The organism is Pontibaca methylaminivorans (genome assembly GCF_900156525.1).
GTDB lineage: Bacteria > Pseudomonadota > Alphaproteobacteria > Rhodobacterales > Rhodobacteraceae > Pontibaca > Pontibaca methylaminivorans.
On sequence record NZ_FTPS01000001.1, the window covers coordinates 868,972 to 888,751 of the forward strand.

At 66.7% G+C, this 19,780-nt stretch carries 17 protein-coding genes; 8 read left to right on the forward strand and 9 right to left on the reverse strand.

Translation table 11 applies throughout. From position 1 onward, the window contains the following. The first annotated feature begins 78 nt into the window (after positions 1 to 78). From B0B01_RS04250 to typA, 3 genes are all read left to right on the forward strand, one after another. Positions 79 to 729, forward strand: coding sequence for an outer membrane protein (locus B0B01_RS04250; RefSeq protein WP_076647857.1), 651 nt, complete (start codon positions 79 to 81; stop codon positions 727 to 729). A gap of 188 nt (positions 730 to 917) precedes the next feature. After that, positions 918 to 1,253: a DMT family transporter gene (locus tag B0B01_RS04255; protein WP_076647860.1), complete on the forward strand. Its 336-nt coding sequence runs from the start codon at positions 918 to 920 to the stop codon at positions 1,251 to 1,253. A gap of 97 nt (positions 1,254 to 1,350) precedes the next feature. Next, a complete protein-coding gene (gene typA, locus B0B01_RS04260) occupies positions 1,351 to 3,168 on the forward strand; it encodes a translational GTPase TypA (protein WP_076647864.1) in 1,818 nt (605 codons plus the stop codon). A gap of 60 nt (positions 3,169 to 3,228) precedes the next feature. On the opposite strand, the gene B0B01_RS04265 is transcribed toward typA, so the two are convergent. From B0B01_RS04265 to recA, 3 genes are all read right to left on the reverse strand, one after another. Next, positions 3,229 to 3,516: a DUF1330 domain-containing protein gene (locus tag B0B01_RS04265; protein WP_076647868.1), complete on the reverse strand. Its 288-nt coding sequence runs from the start codon at positions 3,514 to 3,516 to the stop codon at positions 3,229 to 3,231. A 3-nt stretch (positions 3,517 to 3,519) separates the two neighbouring features. Beyond that, a complete protein-coding gene (gene alaS, locus B0B01_RS04270; protein ID WP_076647871.1) occupies positions 3,520 to 6,177 on the reverse strand; it encodes an alanine--tRNA ligase in 2,658 nt (885 codons plus the stop codon). A 290-nt stretch (positions 6,178 to 6,467) separates the two neighbouring features. Continuing rightward, the gene (gene recA, locus B0B01_RS04275) at positions 6,468 to 7,535 is read right to left on the reverse strand and encodes a recombinase RecA (protein ID WP_076650043.1); all 1,068 of its coding nucleotides are present in this window, start codon (positions 7,533 to 7,535) and stop codon (positions 6,468 to 6,470) included. Between the two features lie 183 nt (positions 7,536 to 7,718). Between recA and B0B01_RS04280 the strand changes: the two genes are divergently transcribed. After that, positions 7,719 to 8,360, forward strand: a complete 642-nt coding sequence (locus tag B0B01_RS04280; RefSeq protein WP_076647874.1) for a sulfotransferase family 2 domain-containing protein — start codon at positions 7,719 to 7,721, stop codon at positions 8,358 to 8,360. On the opposite strand, the gene B0B01_RS04285 is transcribed toward B0B01_RS04280, so the two are convergent. The 5 genes from B0B01_RS04285 to B0B01_RS04305 all read right to left on the reverse strand — a co-directional run bounded on the left by B0B01_RS04285 (position 8,320) and on the right by B0B01_RS04305 (position 14,324). Continuing rightward, on the reverse strand, positions 8,320 to 10,626 hold the full coding sequence (locus B0B01_RS04285) for a hybrid sensor histidine kinase/response regulator (protein WP_076650044.1): 2,307 nt from the start codon (positions 10,624 to 10,626) through the stop codon (positions 8,320 to 8,322). The two genes, B0B01_RS04280 and B0B01_RS04285, sit on opposite strands and share 41 nt — an antisense overlap. Before the next feature lie 84 nt (positions 10,627 to 10,710). Then, entirely contained in the window at positions 10,711 to 11,886 is a 1,176-nt protein-coding gene (locus B0B01_RS04290) for an RsmB/NOP family class I SAM-dependent RNA methyltransferase (protein WP_076650045.1), read from the reverse strand. An 85-nt stretch (positions 11,887 to 11,971) separates the two neighbouring features. After that, positions 11,972 to 13,033 (reverse strand): methyltetrahydrofolate cobalamin methyltransferase, encoded by a 1,062-nt coding sequence (locus tag B0B01_RS04295; RefSeq protein WP_076647877.1) that lies wholly within the window; start codon positions 13,031 to 13,033, stop codon positions 11,972 to 11,974. Beyond that, positions 13,030 to 13,995 (reverse strand): methylenetetrahydrofolate reductase, encoded by a 966-nt coding sequence (locus B0B01_RS04300; protein ID WP_076647880.1) that lies wholly within the window; start codon positions 13,993 to 13,995, stop codon positions 13,030 to 13,032. The genes B0B01_RS04295 and B0B01_RS04300 overlap by 4 nt, the downstream gene beginning before the upstream one ends. A 26-nt stretch (positions 13,996 to 14,021) precedes the next feature. After that, positions 14,022 to 14,324: a virulence factor gene (locus tag B0B01_RS04305; protein ID WP_076647884.1), complete on the reverse strand. Its 303-nt coding sequence runs from the start codon at positions 14,322 to 14,324 to the stop codon at positions 14,022 to 14,024. Positions 14,325 to 14,573: 249 nt separating this feature from the next. Here B0B01_RS04305 and B0B01_RS04310 point away from each other — a divergent pair, with 249 nt between their 5' ends. From B0B01_RS04310 to cls, 4 genes are all read left to right on the forward strand, one after another. Then, positions 14,574 to 15,686: a Ppx/GppA phosphatase family protein gene (locus tag B0B01_RS04310; RefSeq protein ID WP_076647887.1), complete on the forward strand. Its 1,113-nt coding sequence runs from the start codon at positions 14,574 to 14,576 to the stop codon at positions 15,684 to 15,686. 85 nt (positions 15,687 to 15,771) lie between these two features. Beyond that, positions 15,772 to 16,506 (forward strand): RlmE family RNA methyltransferase, encoded by a 735-nt coding sequence (locus tag B0B01_RS04315; protein WP_076647891.1) that lies wholly within the window; start codon positions 15,772 to 15,774, stop codon positions 16,504 to 16,506. Between the two features lie 195 nt (positions 16,507 to 16,701). Next, positions 16,702 to 17,874, forward strand: coding sequence for an AI-2E family transporter (locus B0B01_RS04320; RefSeq protein WP_083946036.1), 1,173 nt, complete (start codon positions 16,702 to 16,704; stop codon positions 17,872 to 17,874). 41 nt (positions 17,875 to 17,915) lie between these two features. Further along, positions 17,916 to 19,328 (forward strand): cardiolipin synthase, encoded by a 1,413-nt coding sequence (gene cls, locus B0B01_RS04325; RefSeq protein ID WP_076647897.1) that lies wholly within the window; start codon positions 17,916 to 17,918, stop codon positions 19,326 to 19,328. Here the strand turns inward: cls and B0B01_RS04330 are convergent. Then, complete coding sequence (locus tag B0B01_RS04330; protein ID WP_143733009.1) at positions 19,314 to 19,688, reverse strand: hypothetical protein; 375 nt, start codon at positions 19,686 to 19,688, stop codon at positions 19,314 to 19,316. The genes cls and B0B01_RS04330 overlap by 15 nt on opposite strands. Positions 19,689 to 19,780 lie beyond the last annotated feature (92 nt).

The following is a 19,780-nucleotide window of genomic DNA, read 5'->3' on the forward strand; positions in this document are numbered from 1 at the left end:
TTGCTCTGACCGCCCTTCGCTTTTACAAGAAACCCGAGCGCAACAATCATTGCCATTCAAACTCTGAAGGAGAATCCCATGAAACACCTTCGTTACGCAGCCGCAATTCCGGCTCTCCTCCTCGCGGCTCCGGCATTCGCCGGCAACCTCGAAGAGCCGGTTGTCGAGCCCGTGATTGCCGCGCCCGTCGAGGTGCAGCCGATCTCTGACTGGACCGGTTTCTACCTTGGTGCCCAGGCCGGTTATGGCGACAACTCGAAGACCAGCGCGGTTGGTCTGGCCCCGGGTGACCGACTCAGCCCCGAGGGCGGCTTTGCCGGTATCCACGGCGGATACCTCTATGACCTCGGCCAGTGGGTCGTGGGTGGCGAGCTTGACTATGACCGCACCAACATCAGCGACGATGGCGGCCCCTTCGGCAAGATGAAGCTCAAGAACATGGCCCGCGCAAAGGCGCTGGTCGGTTATGACCTTGGCGACGGCCTGGTATACGGCACGGTCGGTGCGTTCCGCGGCGAACTGCGGGACAATGGCGCCGGCTGGCTCGGCACCCCCGATGAAAAGCACACCGACAACGGCTGGCTGGCCGGCCTCGGCTACAAGCACAAGTTCACCGAGAACTGGATCGGTGGCGTCGAGGCGCTGTACCACAAGAAGAGCGATTTCGATGACACCGGCTTCGACATGAAGCTGACCACCATCAGCGCGCGGATCTCCTACAAGTTCTGATCCCCGGCAGATCGTGACACCAAAGAAACGCGGCGGCATTGTCCGCTGCGTTTTTCGTCGCTCATGGCTGCGCAAAGACCGGATCGCGAACGGGGTTTCCGCAGTGACCGGCTTCGGCTAGAACGGATCGCAACATGCAGTGCACGCACCCGCGCGCCCTGCTCCTATTACAGCCGCGGAGCCCGCCCATGTCGTCCCATTACCTCTTTCTCATGATCGCGGTGCTGTTCGAAACCATCGGGACCAGCGCGCTCGAGGCAAGCCAGCAATTCACGCGGCCCTGGCCCTCGGCCCTCGTGATCGTGGCCTATGCCATTGCCTTCTACATGCTGTCGATGACGCTGCGGGTGATGCCGGTCGGCATCGTCTATGCGCTCTGGTCCGGGTTCGGGATCATCTTCATCGCGCTGATCGGCTTCGTGGTGTTCAAGCAGCGGCTCGACCTGCCGGCGATCCTGGGGCTTGCGCTCATCATCATCGGCATCGTGGTGATCAACGTCTTTTCCAAATCGACCACGCATTGATCGCCTTTATCGACGCCGGCTCTGGTCGCGGGCGTCCACATGCCTTATGCGCATGTCCGGGGCGTTCCGTCCCGCCATCCCAAATCCGAGGCAAGACATGGATCTGCGCAATATCGCAATCATCGCTCACGTCGATCATGGCAAGACCACGCTCGTCGACGGGCTGCTGAAACAGTCCGGCACCTTTCGCGACAATCAGGAAACCGCTGATCGCGCGATGGATTCGGGCGATATCGAGCGCGAACGCGGCATCACGATCCTGGCCAAGGCCACATCGGTCGAATGGCAGGGCGCGCGCATCAACATCGTCGATACGCCGGGCCACGCCGATTTCGGCGGCGAGGTCGAACGGATCCTGTCAATGGTCGATGGTGTGGTGCTGCTGGTCGATGCGGCCGAGGGGCCGATGCCGCAGACCAAGTTCGTCACCCAGAAGGCGCTTGCGCTCGGGCTGCGCCCCATCGTGGTGGTGAACAAGGTGGACAAGCCCGACGCCGAGCCCGACCGCGCGCTCGACGAGGTGTTCGACCTGTTCGCAAGCCTCGACGCGAGCGACGAGCAGCTTGATTTCCCCCATCTCTACGCGTCGGGGCGCGCGGGCTGGGCGGACCCGTCGCTCGAGGGGCCGCGCGAGAACCTGGATGCGCTGTTTCGCCTGATCCTCGACCACGTCCCTGCCCCGGCCCAGCTTGCCGCGCGCGACGAGCCCTTCCGCATGCTGGCGACCACCCTTGCCGCCGATCCGTTCCTCGGGCGCATCCTGACGGGCCGGGTGGAAAGCGGCACGCTCAAGGCCGGCACCACGCTCAAGGCGCTCTCGCGCGAGGGCAAGCCGGTCGAGACCTTCCGCGTCAGCCGCGTGCTGGCCTTTCGCGGCCTGACCCGCCAGCCGATCGACCTGGCCGAGGCCGGCGACATCGTGTCGCTTGCCGGCATGTCGAAAGCCACCGTCGCCGACAGCCTGGTCGCGCCCGAGGTCGAAGAGCCGCTCCAGGCCAAGCCGATCGACCCGCCGACCATCAGCGTGACCTTCGGCATCAACGACAGCCCGCTGGCCGGCCGCGATGGCAAGAAGGTGCAGTCGCGGGTGATTCGCGAACGCCTGATGAAAGAGGCCGAAAGCAACGTCGCGATCCGCGTCTCCGACACACCGGGGGGCGAGGCCTTCGAGGTCAAGGGCCGCGGCGAACTGCAGATGGGCGTGCTGATCGAGAACATGCGCCGCGAGGGGTTCGAGCTTTCGATCTCGCGCCCGCGGGTGCTGCTGCGCGAGGAAAGCGGCGAGACGCTCGAACCCATCGAGGAGGTCGTGATCGACGTCGATGACGACCACGCCGGCGTCGTGATCGAAAAGCTGACCGGCACGCGCCGGGGCGATCTGGCGGAAATGAAACCCTCGGGCCAGGGCAAGACCCGGATCATCGCCCTTGTGCCCTCGCGCGGGCTGATAGGTTATCACGGCGAGTTCCTGACCGACACGCGCGGCACCGGCATCCTGAACCGCGTCTTCCACGGCTGGGCTCCCCACAAGGGCACCATCGAAGGACGGCGCGAAGGCGTGCTGATTTCAATGGAGAACGGCGTGTCGGTTGCCTATGCGCTCTGGAATCTCGAAGAGCGCGGCCGCCTGTTCATCGGCGCGCAGGAACAGGTCTATACCGGCATGATCATCGGCGAGCACAGCCGCGAGAACGACCTTGAGGTGAACCCGCTCAAGGGCAAGAAGCTGACCAATATCCGTGCCTCCGGCTCCGACGAGGCGGTCCGCCTCACGCCACCGGTGCGCATGTCGCTGGAAGAGGCGATCGCCTATATCAACGACGACGAACTGGTCGAGGTCACGCCGAACGCGATCCGCCTGCGCAAGCGTCACCTGGATCCGCATGAACGCAAGCGCGCCGCGCGCAGCACCTGACCCGGACGGGCGGGGTGTGGCCACGCACCCCGCTCCCGCATTGCAGATCTCCGCGCGGGGTCAGTCCGCGGTCTCGACGATGACGAGGTCGCGTTCGGAGGCGCCGCGTGCGTGGGACAGCGCCTGCTGGTAAAGATCAGAGCGGTAGCAGGCTTCGGCCGTTTCCAGATCGGGGAAACGCACGACCACATGGCGTGGGCGCTCCTGCCCCTCGAGCTGGACATAACGCCCCCCGCGCACGACGAATTCACCGCCATGGGCGGCGATCGCCTCGACCGCGAGCCTTGCATATTCGCGGTAGGGGGCCTCGTTGCTGACCGAAACCTGTGAAATCCAGAGTGCGCCCATCTTTCAACCTTTCAGAATCGCCTGCGCCGCGCTGATCGCAGCCTCGGCATTGGCAATGTCGCGCCCGCCCCCCTGCGCCAGGTCGGGGCGGCCGCCGCCACCCTTGCCGCCAAGCGCCGGCACCGCAGCCCGCACCAGATCGACGGCCGAAACCCGGTCAATAAGGTCGCCCGTCACCCCGGCCGCAACGGCGGCCTTGCCGTTCGCATCCGCAATCAGCAGCACCGCACCACTGCCGAGCCGCGCCTTGTGTTCGTCGACAAGGCCGGGCAGATCCTTGCCGCTGACGCCGCTCAGAACCTGCGCGATCATGCGGATCCCGTTGATCTCGACCGGCTCCGGCCCGGCGCTGCCGCCGCCCGACATGGCCAGTTCGCGACGAAGCTGCGCAACCTCGTTGGCCAGCGCCCGCCGCTCCTCCATCAGCGCCCCGAGCCGCCCGGGCAGATCCTCGGCCCGGACCTTCAGCAGCCGCGCCGATTCGGCCAGCAGGTGATGCTCGCCGGCCAGATGATCGAGCGCCGCCTGCCCGGTCAGCGCCTCGACCCGCCGCACCCCGGCGCTCGACGCGCTGTCGCCCAGCAGGACGAAAACCCCGATATCGCCGGTGCGGCGCACATGCGTGCCCCCGCACAGCTCGATCGAATAGGTATCGCCGCCGGCGCCGCGGTTCGCCCCCTCCTGGCGACCCATGGACACCACGCGCACCTCGTCGCCGTATTTCTCGCCAAACAGCGCCTGCGCGCCGATGGAGCGCGCATCATCCGGCGTCATGATCCGGGTTTTGACCGGCGCGTTCTGGCGGATCATGGCGTTCACGTCCGCCTGCAGCTGTACAAGATCGGCCTCGCTCAGCGCCGCGTTGTGGCTGAAGTCGAAACGAAGCCGCTCGGCATCGTTGAGCGAACCGCGCTGCGCCACATGCGCCCCCAGCCGCTCGCGCAGCGCCTGGTGCAGCAGGTGGGTGGCCGAGTGATTGGCGCGGATCGCGCTGCGGCGCGCGTGATCGACCTCGAGTTGCGCCGCGCTGCCTTTCGCGATCTCGCCCTCGGTCACGTCGGCGATATGGATGAAAACCCCGGCGCTCTTGCGCGTATCCACCACCCTTGCGGTGCCGGTATCGGTGCGGATCAGGCCGCTGTCGCCGACCTGCCCGCCGGATTCGGCATAGAACGGCGTCTGGTTCAACGCGATCTGGACGGTGTCGCCGCGCCGGGCGGTTTCGATTTCTGCACCATCACGGACCAGCGTCACGATCTGCCCTTCGGCGGTTTCGGTGTCATGGCCCAGAAACTCGGTCGTGCCGTTTTCCTCTGCCACATCGAACCAGACCGTGGCATCGGCCGCGTCGCCCGACCCGGCCCAGGCGGCACGCGCGGTGGCCTTCTGCCCGGCCATGGCGGCATCGAACCCGGCGACATCGACGCCGCGGCCCTGTTCGCGCAGCGCATCCTGCGTGAGATCGAGCGGAAACCCATAGGTGTCGTAAAGCCGGAATGCCGCCTCGCCCGGGAGAACCGCCCCCTCGGGCAGGGCAGAGAGTTCGTCCTCGAGCAGGCGCAGGCCGCGGTCGAGCGTCTGGCGGAACCGCGTTTCCTCGAGCCGCAGCGTTTCCTCGATCAGCGCCTGCGCGCGGGAGAGTTCGGGATAGGCCGCCCCCATCTGCTGCACGAGCGCCGGCACCAGGCGATACATCAGCGGATCCGCCGCGCCGAGCAGATGGGCGTGTCGCATGGCGCGGCGCATGATGCGGCGCAGCACATAGCCCCGCCCCTCGTTCGAGGGCATGACCCCGTCCGCAATCAGGAACGAGGTCGAGCGCAGGTGGTCGGCGATCACCCGGTGATGCAGCCGCCCCGGCCCGTCCGGCTCGGTGCTGGTGGCATTGGCGCTCGCCTCGATCAGGGCGCGCATGAGGTCGGTTGCGTAATTGTCGTTCGTGCCCTGCAGCAGCGCCGCAACGCGTTCGATCCCCATGCCGGTGTCGATGCTGCGCGCCTCGAGGTCGCGGCGCGTCCCGTCGGCCATCTGTTCGTACTGCATGAACACGAGGTTCCAGATCTCGACGAAACGGTCGCCGTCTTCCTCCGGGCTGCCCGGAGGGCCGCCCCAGTATTTCTCGCCATGGTCGAAGAAGATCTCGGAACAGGGGCCGCAGGGGCCGGTCGGGCCCATGGTCCAGAAATTGTCGTCGGTGGCGATGCGCAGGATCCGCTCGTCCGGCAGGCCGCTCACCTTTTTCCAGATTGCGGCGGCCTCGTCGTCGGTGTGGAAGACCGTCACCCAGAGCCGGTCGGCGGGAATCCCGAATTCGCGCGTTATGAGTTCCCAGGCGAAGGGAATCGCCTGTTCCTTGAAATAATCGCCAAAGCTGAAATTGCCCAGCATCTCGAAAAACGTGTGATGCCGGGCCGTATAGCCCACGTTGTCGAGATCGTTGTGCTTGCCGCCGGCCCGCACGCATTTCTGCGCTGTGGTGGCGCGGCTGTAATCGCGGTGCTCGACCCCGGTGAACAGGTTCTTGAACTGCACCATGCCCGAATTCGTGAACATGAGGGTCGGGTCGTTTCGCGGCACGAGCGGGCTCGAATCGACGACCTCGTGCCCCTGCCTCGCGAAATATCCGAGAAATTGCGAGCGGATTTCATTCAGCGTCAGCATGGGCCTGCCCCGGGTGTTGGAGATCGGATCGGATGCCGCTCACATATCCACGCGGCGCCCCCCTGTCCACCGGGAGCGCGCGCCGCGCCGCGTGCAGAGCTCGGGGTGCCGCGGCTGGCGGGCCCGGGTCTATGCGGCGATGGCCGGAATCTTCCGGGGGTCGAACGTGATCGCCCGACCGTCCTTTGGGGGCAAAGCCCGGTGCGCGCGGGCTGCGCCGGCTCATCGCTGCTTTCCTGTCCGCGCTGAAACCCGGTGCCGCGTGGCCGGCGGACCCCGGCGCGCGGGGCTCAGGCTTCGAGAATATCCTCGGAACCACCCTCGTCGGGGGCCGAGAATTCCAGCCCGTGAGCGGCGCGGATCCGGTCCTCGATTTCAAGCGCGAGGGCAGTGTTTTCGCGCAGGAACTGCTTGGCATTCTCGCGTCCCTGGCCGATGCGCTCGTCGCCATAACTGAACCATGCGCCAGCCTTGTCCACGACACCGGCCTTGACCCCGAGATCAAGCAGTTCGCCCATCTTCGAGATCCCCTCGCCGAACATGATGTCGAATTCCACCTGCTTGAAGGGCGGCGCGACCTTGTTCTTGACGATCTTCACCCGCGTCGCGTTCCCCACCACCTCGTCGCGGTCCTTGATCGAACCGATCCGGCGGATATCGAGCCGCACCGAGGAATAGAATTTCAGCGCATTCCCGCCCGAGGTGGTCTCGGGGCTGCCGAACATCACGCCGATCTTCATGCGGATCTGGTTGATGAAGATCACCATGCAGTTCGAGCGGCTGATGGAACCGGTCAGCTTGCGCATGGCCTGGCTCATGAGCCGCGCCTGCACGCCGACGCTGCTGTCGCCCATGTCGCCCTCGAGTTCCGATTTCGGGGTGAGCGCGGCGACCGAATCGACCACCACCATGTTCACCGCCCCCGACCGCACCAGCGTGTCGGTGATCTCGAGCGCCTGCTCGCCCGTGTCGGGCTGGCTGATCAGCAATTCGTCCACATCGACGCCCAGCTTGCGCGCGTAATGCGGGTCGAGCGCATGTTCCGCATCGACAAAGGCGCAGACACCGCCGCGTTTCTGCTGCTCGGCGATGCAATGCAGCGTGAGCGTGGTCTTGCCCGAACTTTCCGGGCCGTAGATCTCGACGATGCGCCCCATGGGCAATCCGCCGATGCCAAGCGCGATGTCGAGGCCGAGCGAGCCGGTCGAACTGGCCTCGACCTGCTGGATCGAGCCCTCATCGCCAAGCTTCATGATCGAGCCCTTGCCGAACTGGCGCTCGATCTGGGCCAGCGCGCTCTCGAGCGCCTTCTGCTTGTCAGCGTTCTTCTTCGTGTCCATCATCAAGAGATCCGCCATATCCTGTCTGCCCTTCTTCTTGACACAGCCGCGCATTCCCGGCAATTGCCACTTTGTTCTCCTGATGTTCCATATTGGGGAGAATCGAGAACATTGCAATGGCTTTTCGTCCACCCCATGATCGGGCGGAACAGGTTAAGAAGTTGCTGACGCCGGCAGGCTGCTCAGCGGAGGTTGCGGAACATGCTCGTATTTTTCAGGGAACGGCTGGTATTCCTTGCCGTGCCCAAGACCGGGACCACCGCCTATCAGAGGGCGCTTGCGGGTCGGGCAGACATGGTGATCACCGACCCGCCGGAACTGAAGCACGCGCCGCTCTACCGCTACAACCGCTTCTTCCGGCCCATGTTCCAGAAGGTCTGCAACGCCGAGATGGAAACGCTCGCGGTGATGCGCGAGCCCATAAGCTGGCTCGGAAGCTGGTATCGCTATCGACGCCGCCCCTTCATGAAGGGCCAGCCGAACGCCACCCACGGCGTCAGTTTCGACGAGTTCGTCCGCGCCTACCTGGAAACCCCGACGCCGGGATTCGCCAATGTCGGCAGTCAGGCCCGGTTCCTTGAGCCGCGCCCGAACGGGACCGCCATCACGCATCTGTTCCGCTATGAGGAACCGCATCGGCTCGATGCCTTTCTCGAGGAACGGCTCGGTGTGACGCTTGCCCTGACGCGGGAAAACGTGTCACCGGTGATGGAGCTTGCGCTTTCGCCCGAACTGGCGCGCGCCTGTCGCCGCCACTGCGCGCCCGAATTCGAGCTTTACGAATCAATTTCCGCGGGCGGGCTCAATTCAACTGCTGGTGCACCGTCTCGGTCAACTGGTTGAGCGAAAACGGCTTGGGCAGGAACACCGAATTGGGCAGGGTCGGGCCGCATTCCTCGAAGGCGCCCTCGGCATAGCCCGACATGAACACCACCCGCACGTCGGGGCGCGTCACCAGCGCCTTGCGCACCCAGCTCGGCCCGTCGAGCCCCGGCATGACCACATCGGTGACAAAGGCGTCGATTTCGAGTTCGGGCTCGTCCAGCATGCGCAGCGCCTCCTCGCCGGATTCGGCCTCGAGCACGGTATATCCGCGCAGGCGCAGCGCCCGGGCGGCAAAGGCGCGCACCGGCGCCTCGTCCTCGACCAGGAGCACGACACCTTCGCCATGGCGGGGCGCAGGCAGCGCGGCGGGCTCTTCGCGGCTGCCCCGGACTTCGCCGCCGTTGTCATGGGCCGGGAAATAAAGGGTAAACACCGTGCCGTTGCCTTCGGTGCTGTCCACGAAAATGAAACCGCCGGTCTGCTTGATGATGCCGTAGACCGTCGAAAGGCCAAGCCCGGTGCCCTCGCCGGTGCGCTTGGTGGTAAAGAACGGCTCGAAGATCTTCGACATCTGGTCGGCGGGAATCCCGACACCCTGATCGGCGACCTTCACCACCACGTATTCGCCCGGCGCGACCGTGGCACGATCCCGCTGCAGGGGCGCATCAAGGCGGCGAACCGCGGTCTCGATGCGGATCTCGCCGCCACCCGGCATGGCATCGCGCGCATTCACCACGAGATTCATCAGCACCTGCTCAAGCTGGCGCTTGTCGGCCTTTATGTGCCGCAAGAGCGGTTCATGGCTCAGCGTGAGCGAGACCCGCTCGCCCACCAGACGGTTCAGCAGATGGGTAAGGTCGGACAGCGTATCGCGCAGGTCCACCGGCTCGGGGCGCAGGGTCTGCTTGCGTGAAAACGCCAGAAGCTGGCTCACCAGGGCCGCGGCGCGGTTTGCGTTCTGGCTGATCTGGATCAGGTCGCCGTAATCCTGATCGCCCTGATCGTGGCGCAGCAGCAGCAGGTCGCAATGGCCGGAAATCGCCGTCAGCAGGTTGTTGAAATCATGGGCGATGCCCCCGGCAAGCTGCCCGATCGCCTGCATCTTCTGGCTCTGGACGAATTGCGCCTCGAGCGTCTTGAGCTCGGTCGCATCGTTCAGCACGCCGATCAGGCACCGCTGCCCGCCGTCGGTGATGGTGCTGAGCGTGACCTGCACGAACACCTCGCGATCGGGACGGGCAAGGCGCAGAAACTCCGAACGCTGCGCCATCCGCCCGCCCAGCGCCTCGCGCAGCCATTCGGCCACCGGACGGCCAAGCCCCTGCATCACGCTTTCCAGCGGCACCCCGGGCCGCAGCCGCTCCCCGGCAAGGCGGCGGGCCTCGCGGTTCGCCAGCAGGATGTCGCCGTCCGGGGCGATCTTGACCAGCGCGACCGGCAGGCGGTCGAACAGCGCCTGCTGGCGCGCCGCGCCCGCCGGCCCGAGCGGAAGAAAGAGGATCTCCCGCTGCCGCGCAACGGTATCGCGTTCGGCAACGATCACCTCGACCGGGCCGGTCCTCGCGTGCAGCACATTGACGACCCCCGTCACCAGCGGCAGTTCCGCGAACAGATCTTCCAGCCTCCGGCTGCGAAGATCGAGCAGCCCGCGCGCTGTCGCGTTCATCTGAAGGATGGTGCCGGTCCGACCCAGGGTGAGGGCGCCGAAGGGAAAGTCGCCCTCCTCATTGCTCGCCTGCGGCTGGTCGGGCATCCGCTCGACCCGCCAGAGGCAACGCTGCCCGTCCAGCCAGCGGGCCGAGATCCGCATGTGCCCGCCGCGCGCCACCACGTCCTCCTGGGCGACACCATCGAGCCGCGCGCGCCACTGCAGCCGGTAAAGCACCGCCGAGGGATTGGCGAACAGGCTCCGCAGCACTTCGGAGAGCGTGGGCGCGTCGCTGCCGGCGAATTGTTCCCGCGCGGTGACATTCGCGGCCTTGATCATGCCCTCGGTATCGGTCACGAAACTTGGCGTTGCATCGGCCCCGATCAGCCCGGTGACGGCCGTGTCGAGCCGACGGCGCAGATGATGCGCATAGGCAAGGCGCAGCCCGTGGAACGCTGCCACCAGCAGGATGGCAAGCCCGGAAACGATCAGCATCCGCACCCCGATGCCGCCGGGCGCCAGCAGCACCCCGGCCCCCATCATGACGGCGCCAAAGACGATCAGGGTGCAGAAACGCACTTTCCCCGAGATCGGGGGCAGTATCTGATGGGGCAGATCGGCGGTCCGGTCCGACATGAACATTTCGACTCGTGAAACAAACGCTGGGCCTCGGCGCCGATTTTAAACCCGAGTCAAGCGCAAAATGCACGCATAAGTTGTTCAGTCTGTGGTTTTTCGGTCAAACTGTGCGAGAAAAAACCCATCTGTCCCGTCGAGCAGCGACCAGGACCGGCAGGAGAGTCGCCGCCAACCGGAGTTCTCGTTCAGAAAACGGTCGGCCTGCGCGCTGTTTTCGCAGTCGAGAACCGAACAGGTCATATAGGCCAGCACCCCGTCCGGCGCCGTGAGCGACGCCGCCTCGCGCAGGATCGTGGCCTGGATGTCGCCAAGCTCCGCCAGCCGTTCGGGCGTGAGCATCCATTTCCCCTCGGGGCTGCGCCGCCAGGCACCACTCCCCGAACAGGGAACATCGCACAGCACGAGGTCGAAGGGTCCGTGCTCACCGGCCCGGCCCGGTGCAAGCAGGTCAACCTCGAGTCGCGCCCGCCTGGCCCGTTCCGGCAGATCGCGCATCCTTGCCGCATCCGCATCGTGGGCGAACAGGGCAACCCGCGCCCGCGCGCCCATGGCCAGCGTCTTGCCGCCGCCACCGGCGCAGAAATCGAGCACCCGCATGCCGTCGCGCAGCGGCAGCGCCTCCACCGCCGCCTGGCTGGCACCGTCCTGCAGTTCCACCAGTCCTTCGCGATAGGCGCGCGTGCCGCGGATGCGGCGGGCGCCCTCGTGCACCTCGAGCGCCGTATCGGCAGCCGGGTGCGGCGTGGTCAGGATGCCCTCGTCGCGCAGCAGCCGCTCGGCGGCCTCACGATCCGCAAGCAGCGTATTCACGCGCAGATGAACCGGCGCGCGCTGCTTGAGGATCCGCGCCACGGACGCGGCCTGCGCCCCGAGCGAGCGCTCCATCAACGGCAGCAGCCAGTCCGGCAGGTCGAGTTCCTCTGCCCCGGGCGCGGGCGGGCGGCCGCCCGCGCGTTCCTGCCCGGACAGGGGCGGCGGGGCATGGCGCGCGCCGGTGAACAGCGCCTCCGGATCCTGTTGCGCCGCCCGCAGCGCGCCGAGCATCAGCGCGCGCCCGCTCATCGTCCCGCCCAGCGCCGCGAATGAGCGCAGATTGCGCAGGGCGCTGAACACGTGGTCGCGCACCGCCGCACGATCGCCCGAACCCGCGTAGCGGCTGCGCCGCGCCCAGCCGGTCAGCAGCGGCTCGACCGCACCGCCGGCAAGGTAGTCGTCCAGAATCTCGATCGCCGTCTGGACCCGGGCCGCCGGGGTCATGCGCGCCCCCGCTGGCCCAAGGCCGGCCATGCGGCGGCAAAACGGCCGGCAGCGGCGCTCGCCGCGGGACTGAATACCGCCGCAGTCACGCCCGCCGGCGCCTTGCTCCGCTGCGCCCGGCGCGGCGAACGGTGTCTTCTCCCGGCAGCGCGGGCGGCTTGTTGAACCGGATCCAGGCCGAGCCATGGGGGTCGTTGTCGGTCAGGAAATTCGCGGCCCGGATCGCCTCCATCTCGCTGCCGGCACGCGCCTTGGTCGAGCCCATGCCGAACAGGGTGACGAAGGTTTCGTCATCCATGTCATCGGGCAGGATCACGCCCGCCGCAGCGATCGCCTCGCGCCGGGCGGCGATCACCGAAGGCTTCACCGGCAGGGCGATCGGGTTCATGATCGCGCTGGTCATGCCGGCGGCGATCGCCATGGGCAGGAACGCATTGTTGATCCCGTGCCGGTTCGGCAGGCCGAAGCTGATGTTCGAGGCGCCGCAGGTCGTGTTGACCCCGAGTTCCTGACGCAGGCGCCGCACCAGCGCAAAGACCTGTAGCGCCGCCGTGCCCATGGCCCCGACCGGCATCACCAGCGGATCGACCACGATGTCATGGGGCGGGATGCCGTAATCGGCGGCGCGCTGCACGATCTTCTTCGCCACCTCGAAGCGCACGTCCGGGTCTTCGGAAATGCCGCTGTCATCGTTGCTGATCGCCACCACCGGGACGTTGTACTTCCTGACCAGCGGCAGGATCTTTTCAAGCCGCTCCTCCTCGCCCGTGACCGAGTTCAGAAGCGGGCGCCCCTCGCAGACCTCGAGCCCCGCCTCGAGCGCCGCCGGAACCGAGGAATCGATGCAGATCGGCGCATCCACGGTTTCCTGCACAAGCCTGATCAGCTTGACCATCAATGGCGGTTCGGTCTGGTTCGGGTCGGGGTTCGAGTTGTAGACCACCCCCGCATTCACATCGAGCACATTGGCCCCGGCGGCGACCTGCGCCAGGGCGTCCTCGCGCACGCTGCCGAATTCGCCGGCCTCAAGCTCGGTCGCGAGCTTCTTGCGGCCGGTCGGATTGATGCGCTCGCCGATCACGCAGAACGGATGATCGAAGCCGATGATCTCGGTCCGGCTGCGGCTTTCGACTGTGGTCCGGGTCATGGCGTGCGGTCTCCTGCGGCGGCAGCAGCGGGTTGAGCGGAATCTCCGCCATGGGCACTGGCCCAGCGGGCCGCGGCGGCAATGCCGCCGAGCGGAAAGAAATGCAGCCGCGCGATATTGCTGTCGGGATGCGCGGCCCGGTAGGCGGCGAGCGCCTCGACCACCTCGGTCGGCTCGTAGGGCTTGACCAGCCGCGTCACGTCCATGGCGCGTTTCTGCAGCACCTTGAGCGACGGCCCGACGCCGCAGGCCATGGCATAGCGGATCAGGGTCTGGAGCTTGGCCGAACCGGCGATACCGACATGCACCGGAAGGGTGATTCCCGCCTCGCGCAGCCCCTCGGCCCAGGAAATCACCGGCGCGGCGTCAAAGACGAACTGGGTGGTGATCGCCATCTCGGCGTCGGTGCGCTCGGAAAACGCCTGTTTCCAGCGCAGCGCCTCGTCGACAAGGGCCGTGCCGCCATCGGGGTCGATGTCCCGGTTGCCCTCCGGGTGGCCTGCCACATGCAGATGCGTGAAGCCCGCCTTGTCGAACAGGCCGCTTTCCATCAGTTGCATGGAGCTGTCGAAATCGCCCAGCGGAGTTGTCACGCCGCCCGCCAGCAAAAGCGCCTGCTTCACGCCCGCCTCGCCCTGATAGCGCGCGATCCAGTCGTCGAACATGGCCCGGTCAGCGATGATCCGGGCCGGGAAATGCGGCATGACGGCGAAACCTTCGCTGGCCAGACGTTTCGCCGTGGCCACCATGTCCTCGATCGGGGTGCCCTCGATATGGGCGATATAGACGCGCGTGCCTTCGGGCAGCAGGGCGCGGAAATCCTCGACCTTGGCCGCGGTGCGCGGCATCACCTCGATCGAAAAGCCGTCGAGCAGCGCCTCGACCTCGGTGCCCGCGCCGGCCCCGGTGCCGCGCGCCGGGTCCTGCCCCGGGTCGCGCCTGCGGAAATTCAACAATGCCATGAGGCCCTCCCAGCCAGATCTGAAACTCACGCCCAACCTTCGTTTGCTATGAGCGCCTTGAGGCGCGTGCGGTCATATTCGGCCTCGAGGCGGGCGGCCTCGGCCGCGGCGATTTCGTCGGCCGTTCCCGCGCCTTCCCCCGCCGGAACCGTGTCGCGACGCCACTCCGCCAGATAGGATTCGGTGTCGCGGGCCTGGCATTTCATCGCCGCGCGCCCGATGGCCTGTTCGAACCGGTCCGGCAGTTCGCGCTTGGCGCGGTTGCGCCCCCGCCCGACGATGACCTGGGCCGGAATATCACGCCAATAGACGATCGTGACCTCGGTCATGGGCGTTCCTCCTTCTCGGATTCAGATGTAGCCGATCCGCATGGGTGCAAGCGGCCTGATATCGACAGAACGCGCTCCGTCCGCGACGCGCCGCCGGCCGGGCGGCCGGCATCACGGCCCCGTTCCCGCCCTGCTACCGCCGGGCAAAGGCGGACGCAACGTCACCTTCCGCGATCCATTGCGGGGCATCTTGCGATATCGGAGCAGCGCCCCTATTCTCGGTCCAACTCGAAATCGGAGGGCGTGGTCATGGCGCCCAGGCGTCCCAGAGGTGCGGGCGCGTTTCCGAAAACGGTCGAACAGCCCGTGCCAACCCTGCCCGATCCGGGCACGCTTTATGCGGCGCTGGATCTCGGCACGAACTGCTGTCGCATGCTGATTGCCCAGCCAAAGGGCAACGGATTCAAGGTCGTGGACAGCTTTTCCAAGACGGTGCAGCTCGGCTCGGGGCTCGAGCGGACGGGCCGGCTGTCGCGCGCCTCCATGGCGCGCACGGTGCATGCCATGCATATCTGCCAGCAGAAGCTGCGCCGCAACAACGTGAAACGCATGCGCCTCGTCGCGACCGAGGCCTGCCGGCGCGCCGGCAACAGCCGGGAACTGCTCCAGCAGGTGCGCCGCGAGACCGGGTTGCGCCTCGATATCATCCAGCCCGAGGAAGAGGCCCGGCTCGCGGTCATTTCCTGCGCCTCGCTGGTCAGCCCGCAGACCGAGCAGCTTCTGGTGGTGGACATCGGCGGCGGCTCGACCGAACTGGTCTGGATCGACATTTCGGCCGTGCCGGCGGCCGAGCGCCCGCGCGCGATCATGCGGCTGGAACAGGGGTTCCTGACCGGCTGCACCGGCGTTTCCGCGGCGCGGGTGGTGGACTGGATCAGCGTGCCGCTCGGGGTGGCGACACTGCGCGACCAGTTCGTCGACGTAGAGGACGATTCGGCGCGCTACGCGCTGATGAGCTGGTTCTTCGAGGAAAACCTGGCCAGCTTCGCCCCCTACCGGGACGGCACGCTGCGCAACGGGTTCCAGATCGTCGGCACCTCGGGCACCGTCACCACGGTGGCGGCCAGCCACCTCGGGCTTCGGCGCTATGACCGCACCAAGGTGGACGGGCTGCGCATGACCAGCAAGGAAATCGACCTGGTGATCCGGCGCTATCTGGAACTCGGCCCGGCCGGGCGGCGGCGCGACCCCCGCATCGGGGCCGACCGCCACGCGCTCATCATGTCGGGTGCGGCGATCCTGCAGGCGTTGCTGCGCTGCTGGCCGACCGACCGGGTCTCGGTCGCCGACCGCGGGCTGCGCGAGGGGCTGCTTTATACGCAGATGAGCGCGGATGGCGTTCTGCAGGACGCGCCCTGCTGACGGGCTGACGGGGGTGCGGGGTCGTCGTGGCGCCGAACCGACGCGGGGCAAGATATGAGAACAGACGGGCGAAAGGAGCCAACGAGTGGCACGAAACACTTCCGGGCGCGGACAGCGCGATCTGAAGGTGAAGGTGCGGACCGCCCGCGGGCGCAAGGCGAGCTCCACCCGCTGGCTGCAACGGCAGTTGAACGACCCCTACGTCAAGCGCGCCCGCAGCGAAGGCTATCGCGGCCGCGCCGCCTTCAAGCTGATCGAGCTTGACGACCGATTCCGCTTTCTCGTGCCGGGCGCCCGCGTAGTCGATCTCGGCTGCGCGCCCGGGGGATGGCTGCAGGTTGCGGTGCAGCGGGTGAATGCGCTCGACGAGCGGCCGGGCAAACCCGCAGGAAGGGTGCTCGGCATCGACCTGCAGACGGTCGAGCCCATTGCAGGAGCCGAGATTCACCAGCTCGACTTTCTGGACGACGGGGCGGACAGGCAGTTGCGCGACTGGCTCGGCGGGCGGGCCGATGTGGTGATGTCGGATATGGCCGCGGCCTCGACCGGGCACAAGCAGACCGACCACCTGCGCATCATGGCGCTGTGCGAGGCGGCGGCGCATTTCGCCTTCGATGTGCTGGAACAGGGGGGCACCTTCGTCGCCAAGGTGCTGGCCGGCGGCGCCGAAAGCGGGTTGCAGACGCTGCTGAAACAGCAATTCGCCCATGTCGCCAACGTGAAACCCCCCGCCTCGCGCGCCGACAGTTCCGAAAAATACGTGATCGCCACCGGATTCCGCGGCCCAGGCGGCGCCGAGGACACCACCCAAATGCCCTGACCGCCGCCCAGGGGCGCCCAAAGACCGGCAGACCGGCGAAGAAGATTTCCCCAAGCGGTTGCGCAGACCGCGCGAGAAATGCAACATCGCGACGCCCGCCATCGCGGGCAGGACCGCGACACCACAGCCGAAAGGGCCGTTCATGCCGCCGCCGACACCCGGCTCCGAGCCCGGCCCACACAAGGGGGCCGGCCCATGAGCCCCAAGCACGAAGAGCCGGGCCCCGCGACCATGGTCCGGGCCATCCGCGACGGTCTGATGGTCGGTGTGCTGGCGGTGAGCCTGCTGTATTTCGGGGCCGGTTTCCTGATCCCGCTGGCGCTGGCGTTTTTCCTCTATGTTCTGATCATCGCCGTCAGCAACCGGTTCAGCGCGCTGCCGCTGGTCGGCCCCTACCTGCCGGGGTGGCTCACGCTTGCGCTCGGCATCGTGGTCGTCATGGCCGGCATGTTCGCGGTGATGTATGTGCTGGCCGACCAGGCGACGCGGTTCCTGTTGAAGCTGCCCGGATACGGGGACCGGCTCGAACAGATCCTGACCCGGGTCGCGGAACTGGTCGGCAGCCAGATTCCGGACGTGATCCGCGATCAGCTCGCGTCGCTCGACGTGTCACTGATCGCCTACAGCGCCTTCGGCGGCGCGCGCTCGTTCCTCAGCACCTTCCTGCTGATCAGCCTCTATGTGATCTTCATGCTGGCGGAGCGCGGCGTCATCGCCCGCAAGATCGAACTGGCCGCGACCGATCCCGAGCTCAGCCGCGAGTTGCGCCGGATCATGTCCGACATCTCACTCAGCCTGCAACGCTATGTGGGGGTCAAGACCTTCATCAGCCTGCTGACCGCGATCGTCTGCTACGGCGTCTACCGCGCGCTCAACCTCGAGTTCGCCGAGACCTGGGCGGTGCTGACCTTTGCGCTGAATTTCATCCCCGCGATCGGCTCGATCATCGCGGTGCTCCTGCCGGCGCTGGCGGCGCTCGTTCAGTTCGACACGCTCGGCCCGTTCCTCGTGGTTCTGCTCGGCACCGGGATCGTGCAGTTCTCCATCGGCAATTTCCTTGATCCGGCGCTGATCGGGCGCAGCCTCAACCTCTCGACCCTCATGGTCATTCTCGCCCTGACCTTCTGGGCCGGCATCTGGGGAATCATCGGCGCGTTTCTCAGCGTGCCGCTGACGGTCTGCCTGCTGATCGTGTTCTCGAACATCCCCGCCGCGCGGCCGATCGCCATCCTCATGTCGAAGGAAGGCACGCTGATGAGCGGGCAGAGCACGCGCGCGCCGGACGACGCGGCCCGGCCGGAAACCGCCCCGGATCATCCGGGCGAGGACCGGAAACCCACGGTTTCATCCGTGCCGCCGCGAACCTAGACTCCCCGGCCAGTTCTGCCCGACCACGAGGACAAGACACCATGTGGGTTTTCCTGAGCAGTCTTTTTGCAACCTCGCTCTATGCGGCGGCCGTGTTCTTTGCCTGGCGGGCGGCGGCGACGGCGCGCACGCCGCAGGGCTCGGTCGCCTGGGTCGTGTTCCTGCTCGCCCTGCCCTTCGTCGCCGTGCCGCTTTACCTTTATTTCGGCGACCACCGGTTTCACGGCTACCGCACCGCGCGGCGCGAGGCAAAGCAGGTCATCGCGCGGATCCGCAGCGAGGCCATCCTTCACGCGCCGGTCGGCGACAGCAGCAGCATCAATTTCGCCCCCTTCGAATATTGCGCGCACCTCAAGGTCATGCGCGGCAACGACATGCGCCTGCTGATCGACGGACCGGAGAGTTTCGAGGCCATCTTCGAGGCGGTGGATACGGCGCAGTACTACATTCTTGCCCAGTTCTACATCCTGCGCAACGACGGGCTCGGGCGCGAGTTCCAGCGCCGGCTCTGTGCCGCCGCGCGGCGCGGCGTGCATGTGCGCCTGCTGATCGACGCGGTGGGCAGCATCGGCCTGCCCGAGCATTACTGCGACCTGATGCGCAAGGAAGGGATCGAGGTGATCGACCGCCGCACCGCGCGCGGCCCCCGCTTCCGATTTCAGCTGAATTTCCGCAATCACCGCAAGACGGTCATCGTCGACGGGCACAGGGGCTTTACCGGCGGGGTGAACGTGGGCGACGAATACATGGGCCGCTCGCCCTCCTTCGGCTACTGGCGCGATACCTTCGTCGAGCTGTCCGGCCCCGTGGTGCCGCAATTGCAGCTGATCTTTGCGGAGGACTGGCACTGGGCCACCGGCAAGCCGTTGATCAACGCGCTCAACTGGACCACCCCGCCGGCGGGCCGCGATGCGAACGGGCTGATCGTGGCCACCGGGCCGGGCGACCTGAGCGAGACCGGCAACCTGCTTTATTTCTCGGCCATCGCCGCCGCGCGCGAGCGGATCTGGATCGCCACGCCCTATCACGTTCCGGGAATCGACATCGTCACCGCGCTGTCCCATGCGGCGCTGCGCGGCGTGGATGTGCGCATCATCGTCACCGACGCCTTTGACCACATCATCCCCTGGCTCGCCGCCTTCGCCTATTTCGACGAGTTGCGCGAGGTCGGCGTGCGGTTCTATCGCTACACGCAGGGATTCATGCACCAGAAGGTGTTCCTGGTCGATGACGAGCTTGCCGCGGTCGGAACGATGAATTTCGACAACCGCTCCTTCCTGCTGAACTTCGAGACCATGGCGCTGTTCTTCGACCGCGACTTCGCGGGCGAGGTGGCGGAGATGCTGGAGCGCGATCTTGCGGACAGCTACGAGATGGTGATGAGCCTGCGCGAGCAGCCGGCCTATATCCGCTTTGGCGCGCCGCTCGCGCGGCTGCTGTCACCGCTGCTCTGAACGTCCCGTTTGCGCATTCCCCATGCAGCGCTCGTAATACGCCCGATAGCGGTCGAAACGGCGCTGCTCGTCACCGCCGCGCGGGCCGCCGCCCCAATGGCCATGGGTCGATGATCCGTTCAGCCCGTGGCTGACGCCGAATGCGGCCGAGCCGCTCAGGCGGAAAGTGACATTGCCGACCGTTCCCATGACCGGGGGCGCCCCGCGATAGCCGCTCTTGCGCGCGGCCTGCGTGTGGCAGACGTCCCTGACCGGATCGGCCCGCAGGGATCCGGGCACCGTCACTGTGAGCGCAAGCGCAAGTGCGAATGCGAGTGCCGCCGGACTCGCCGCAAGCGCCATGTTCAATCGCTGTTGCAATCGCTCTCTCCCTCTCGTGCCGATACAGCCTATCAGATCCCGCGCCCGCCGCCACCCCGGAGCCTGCGCTTTCGTCCCACCGCGCAACGAGG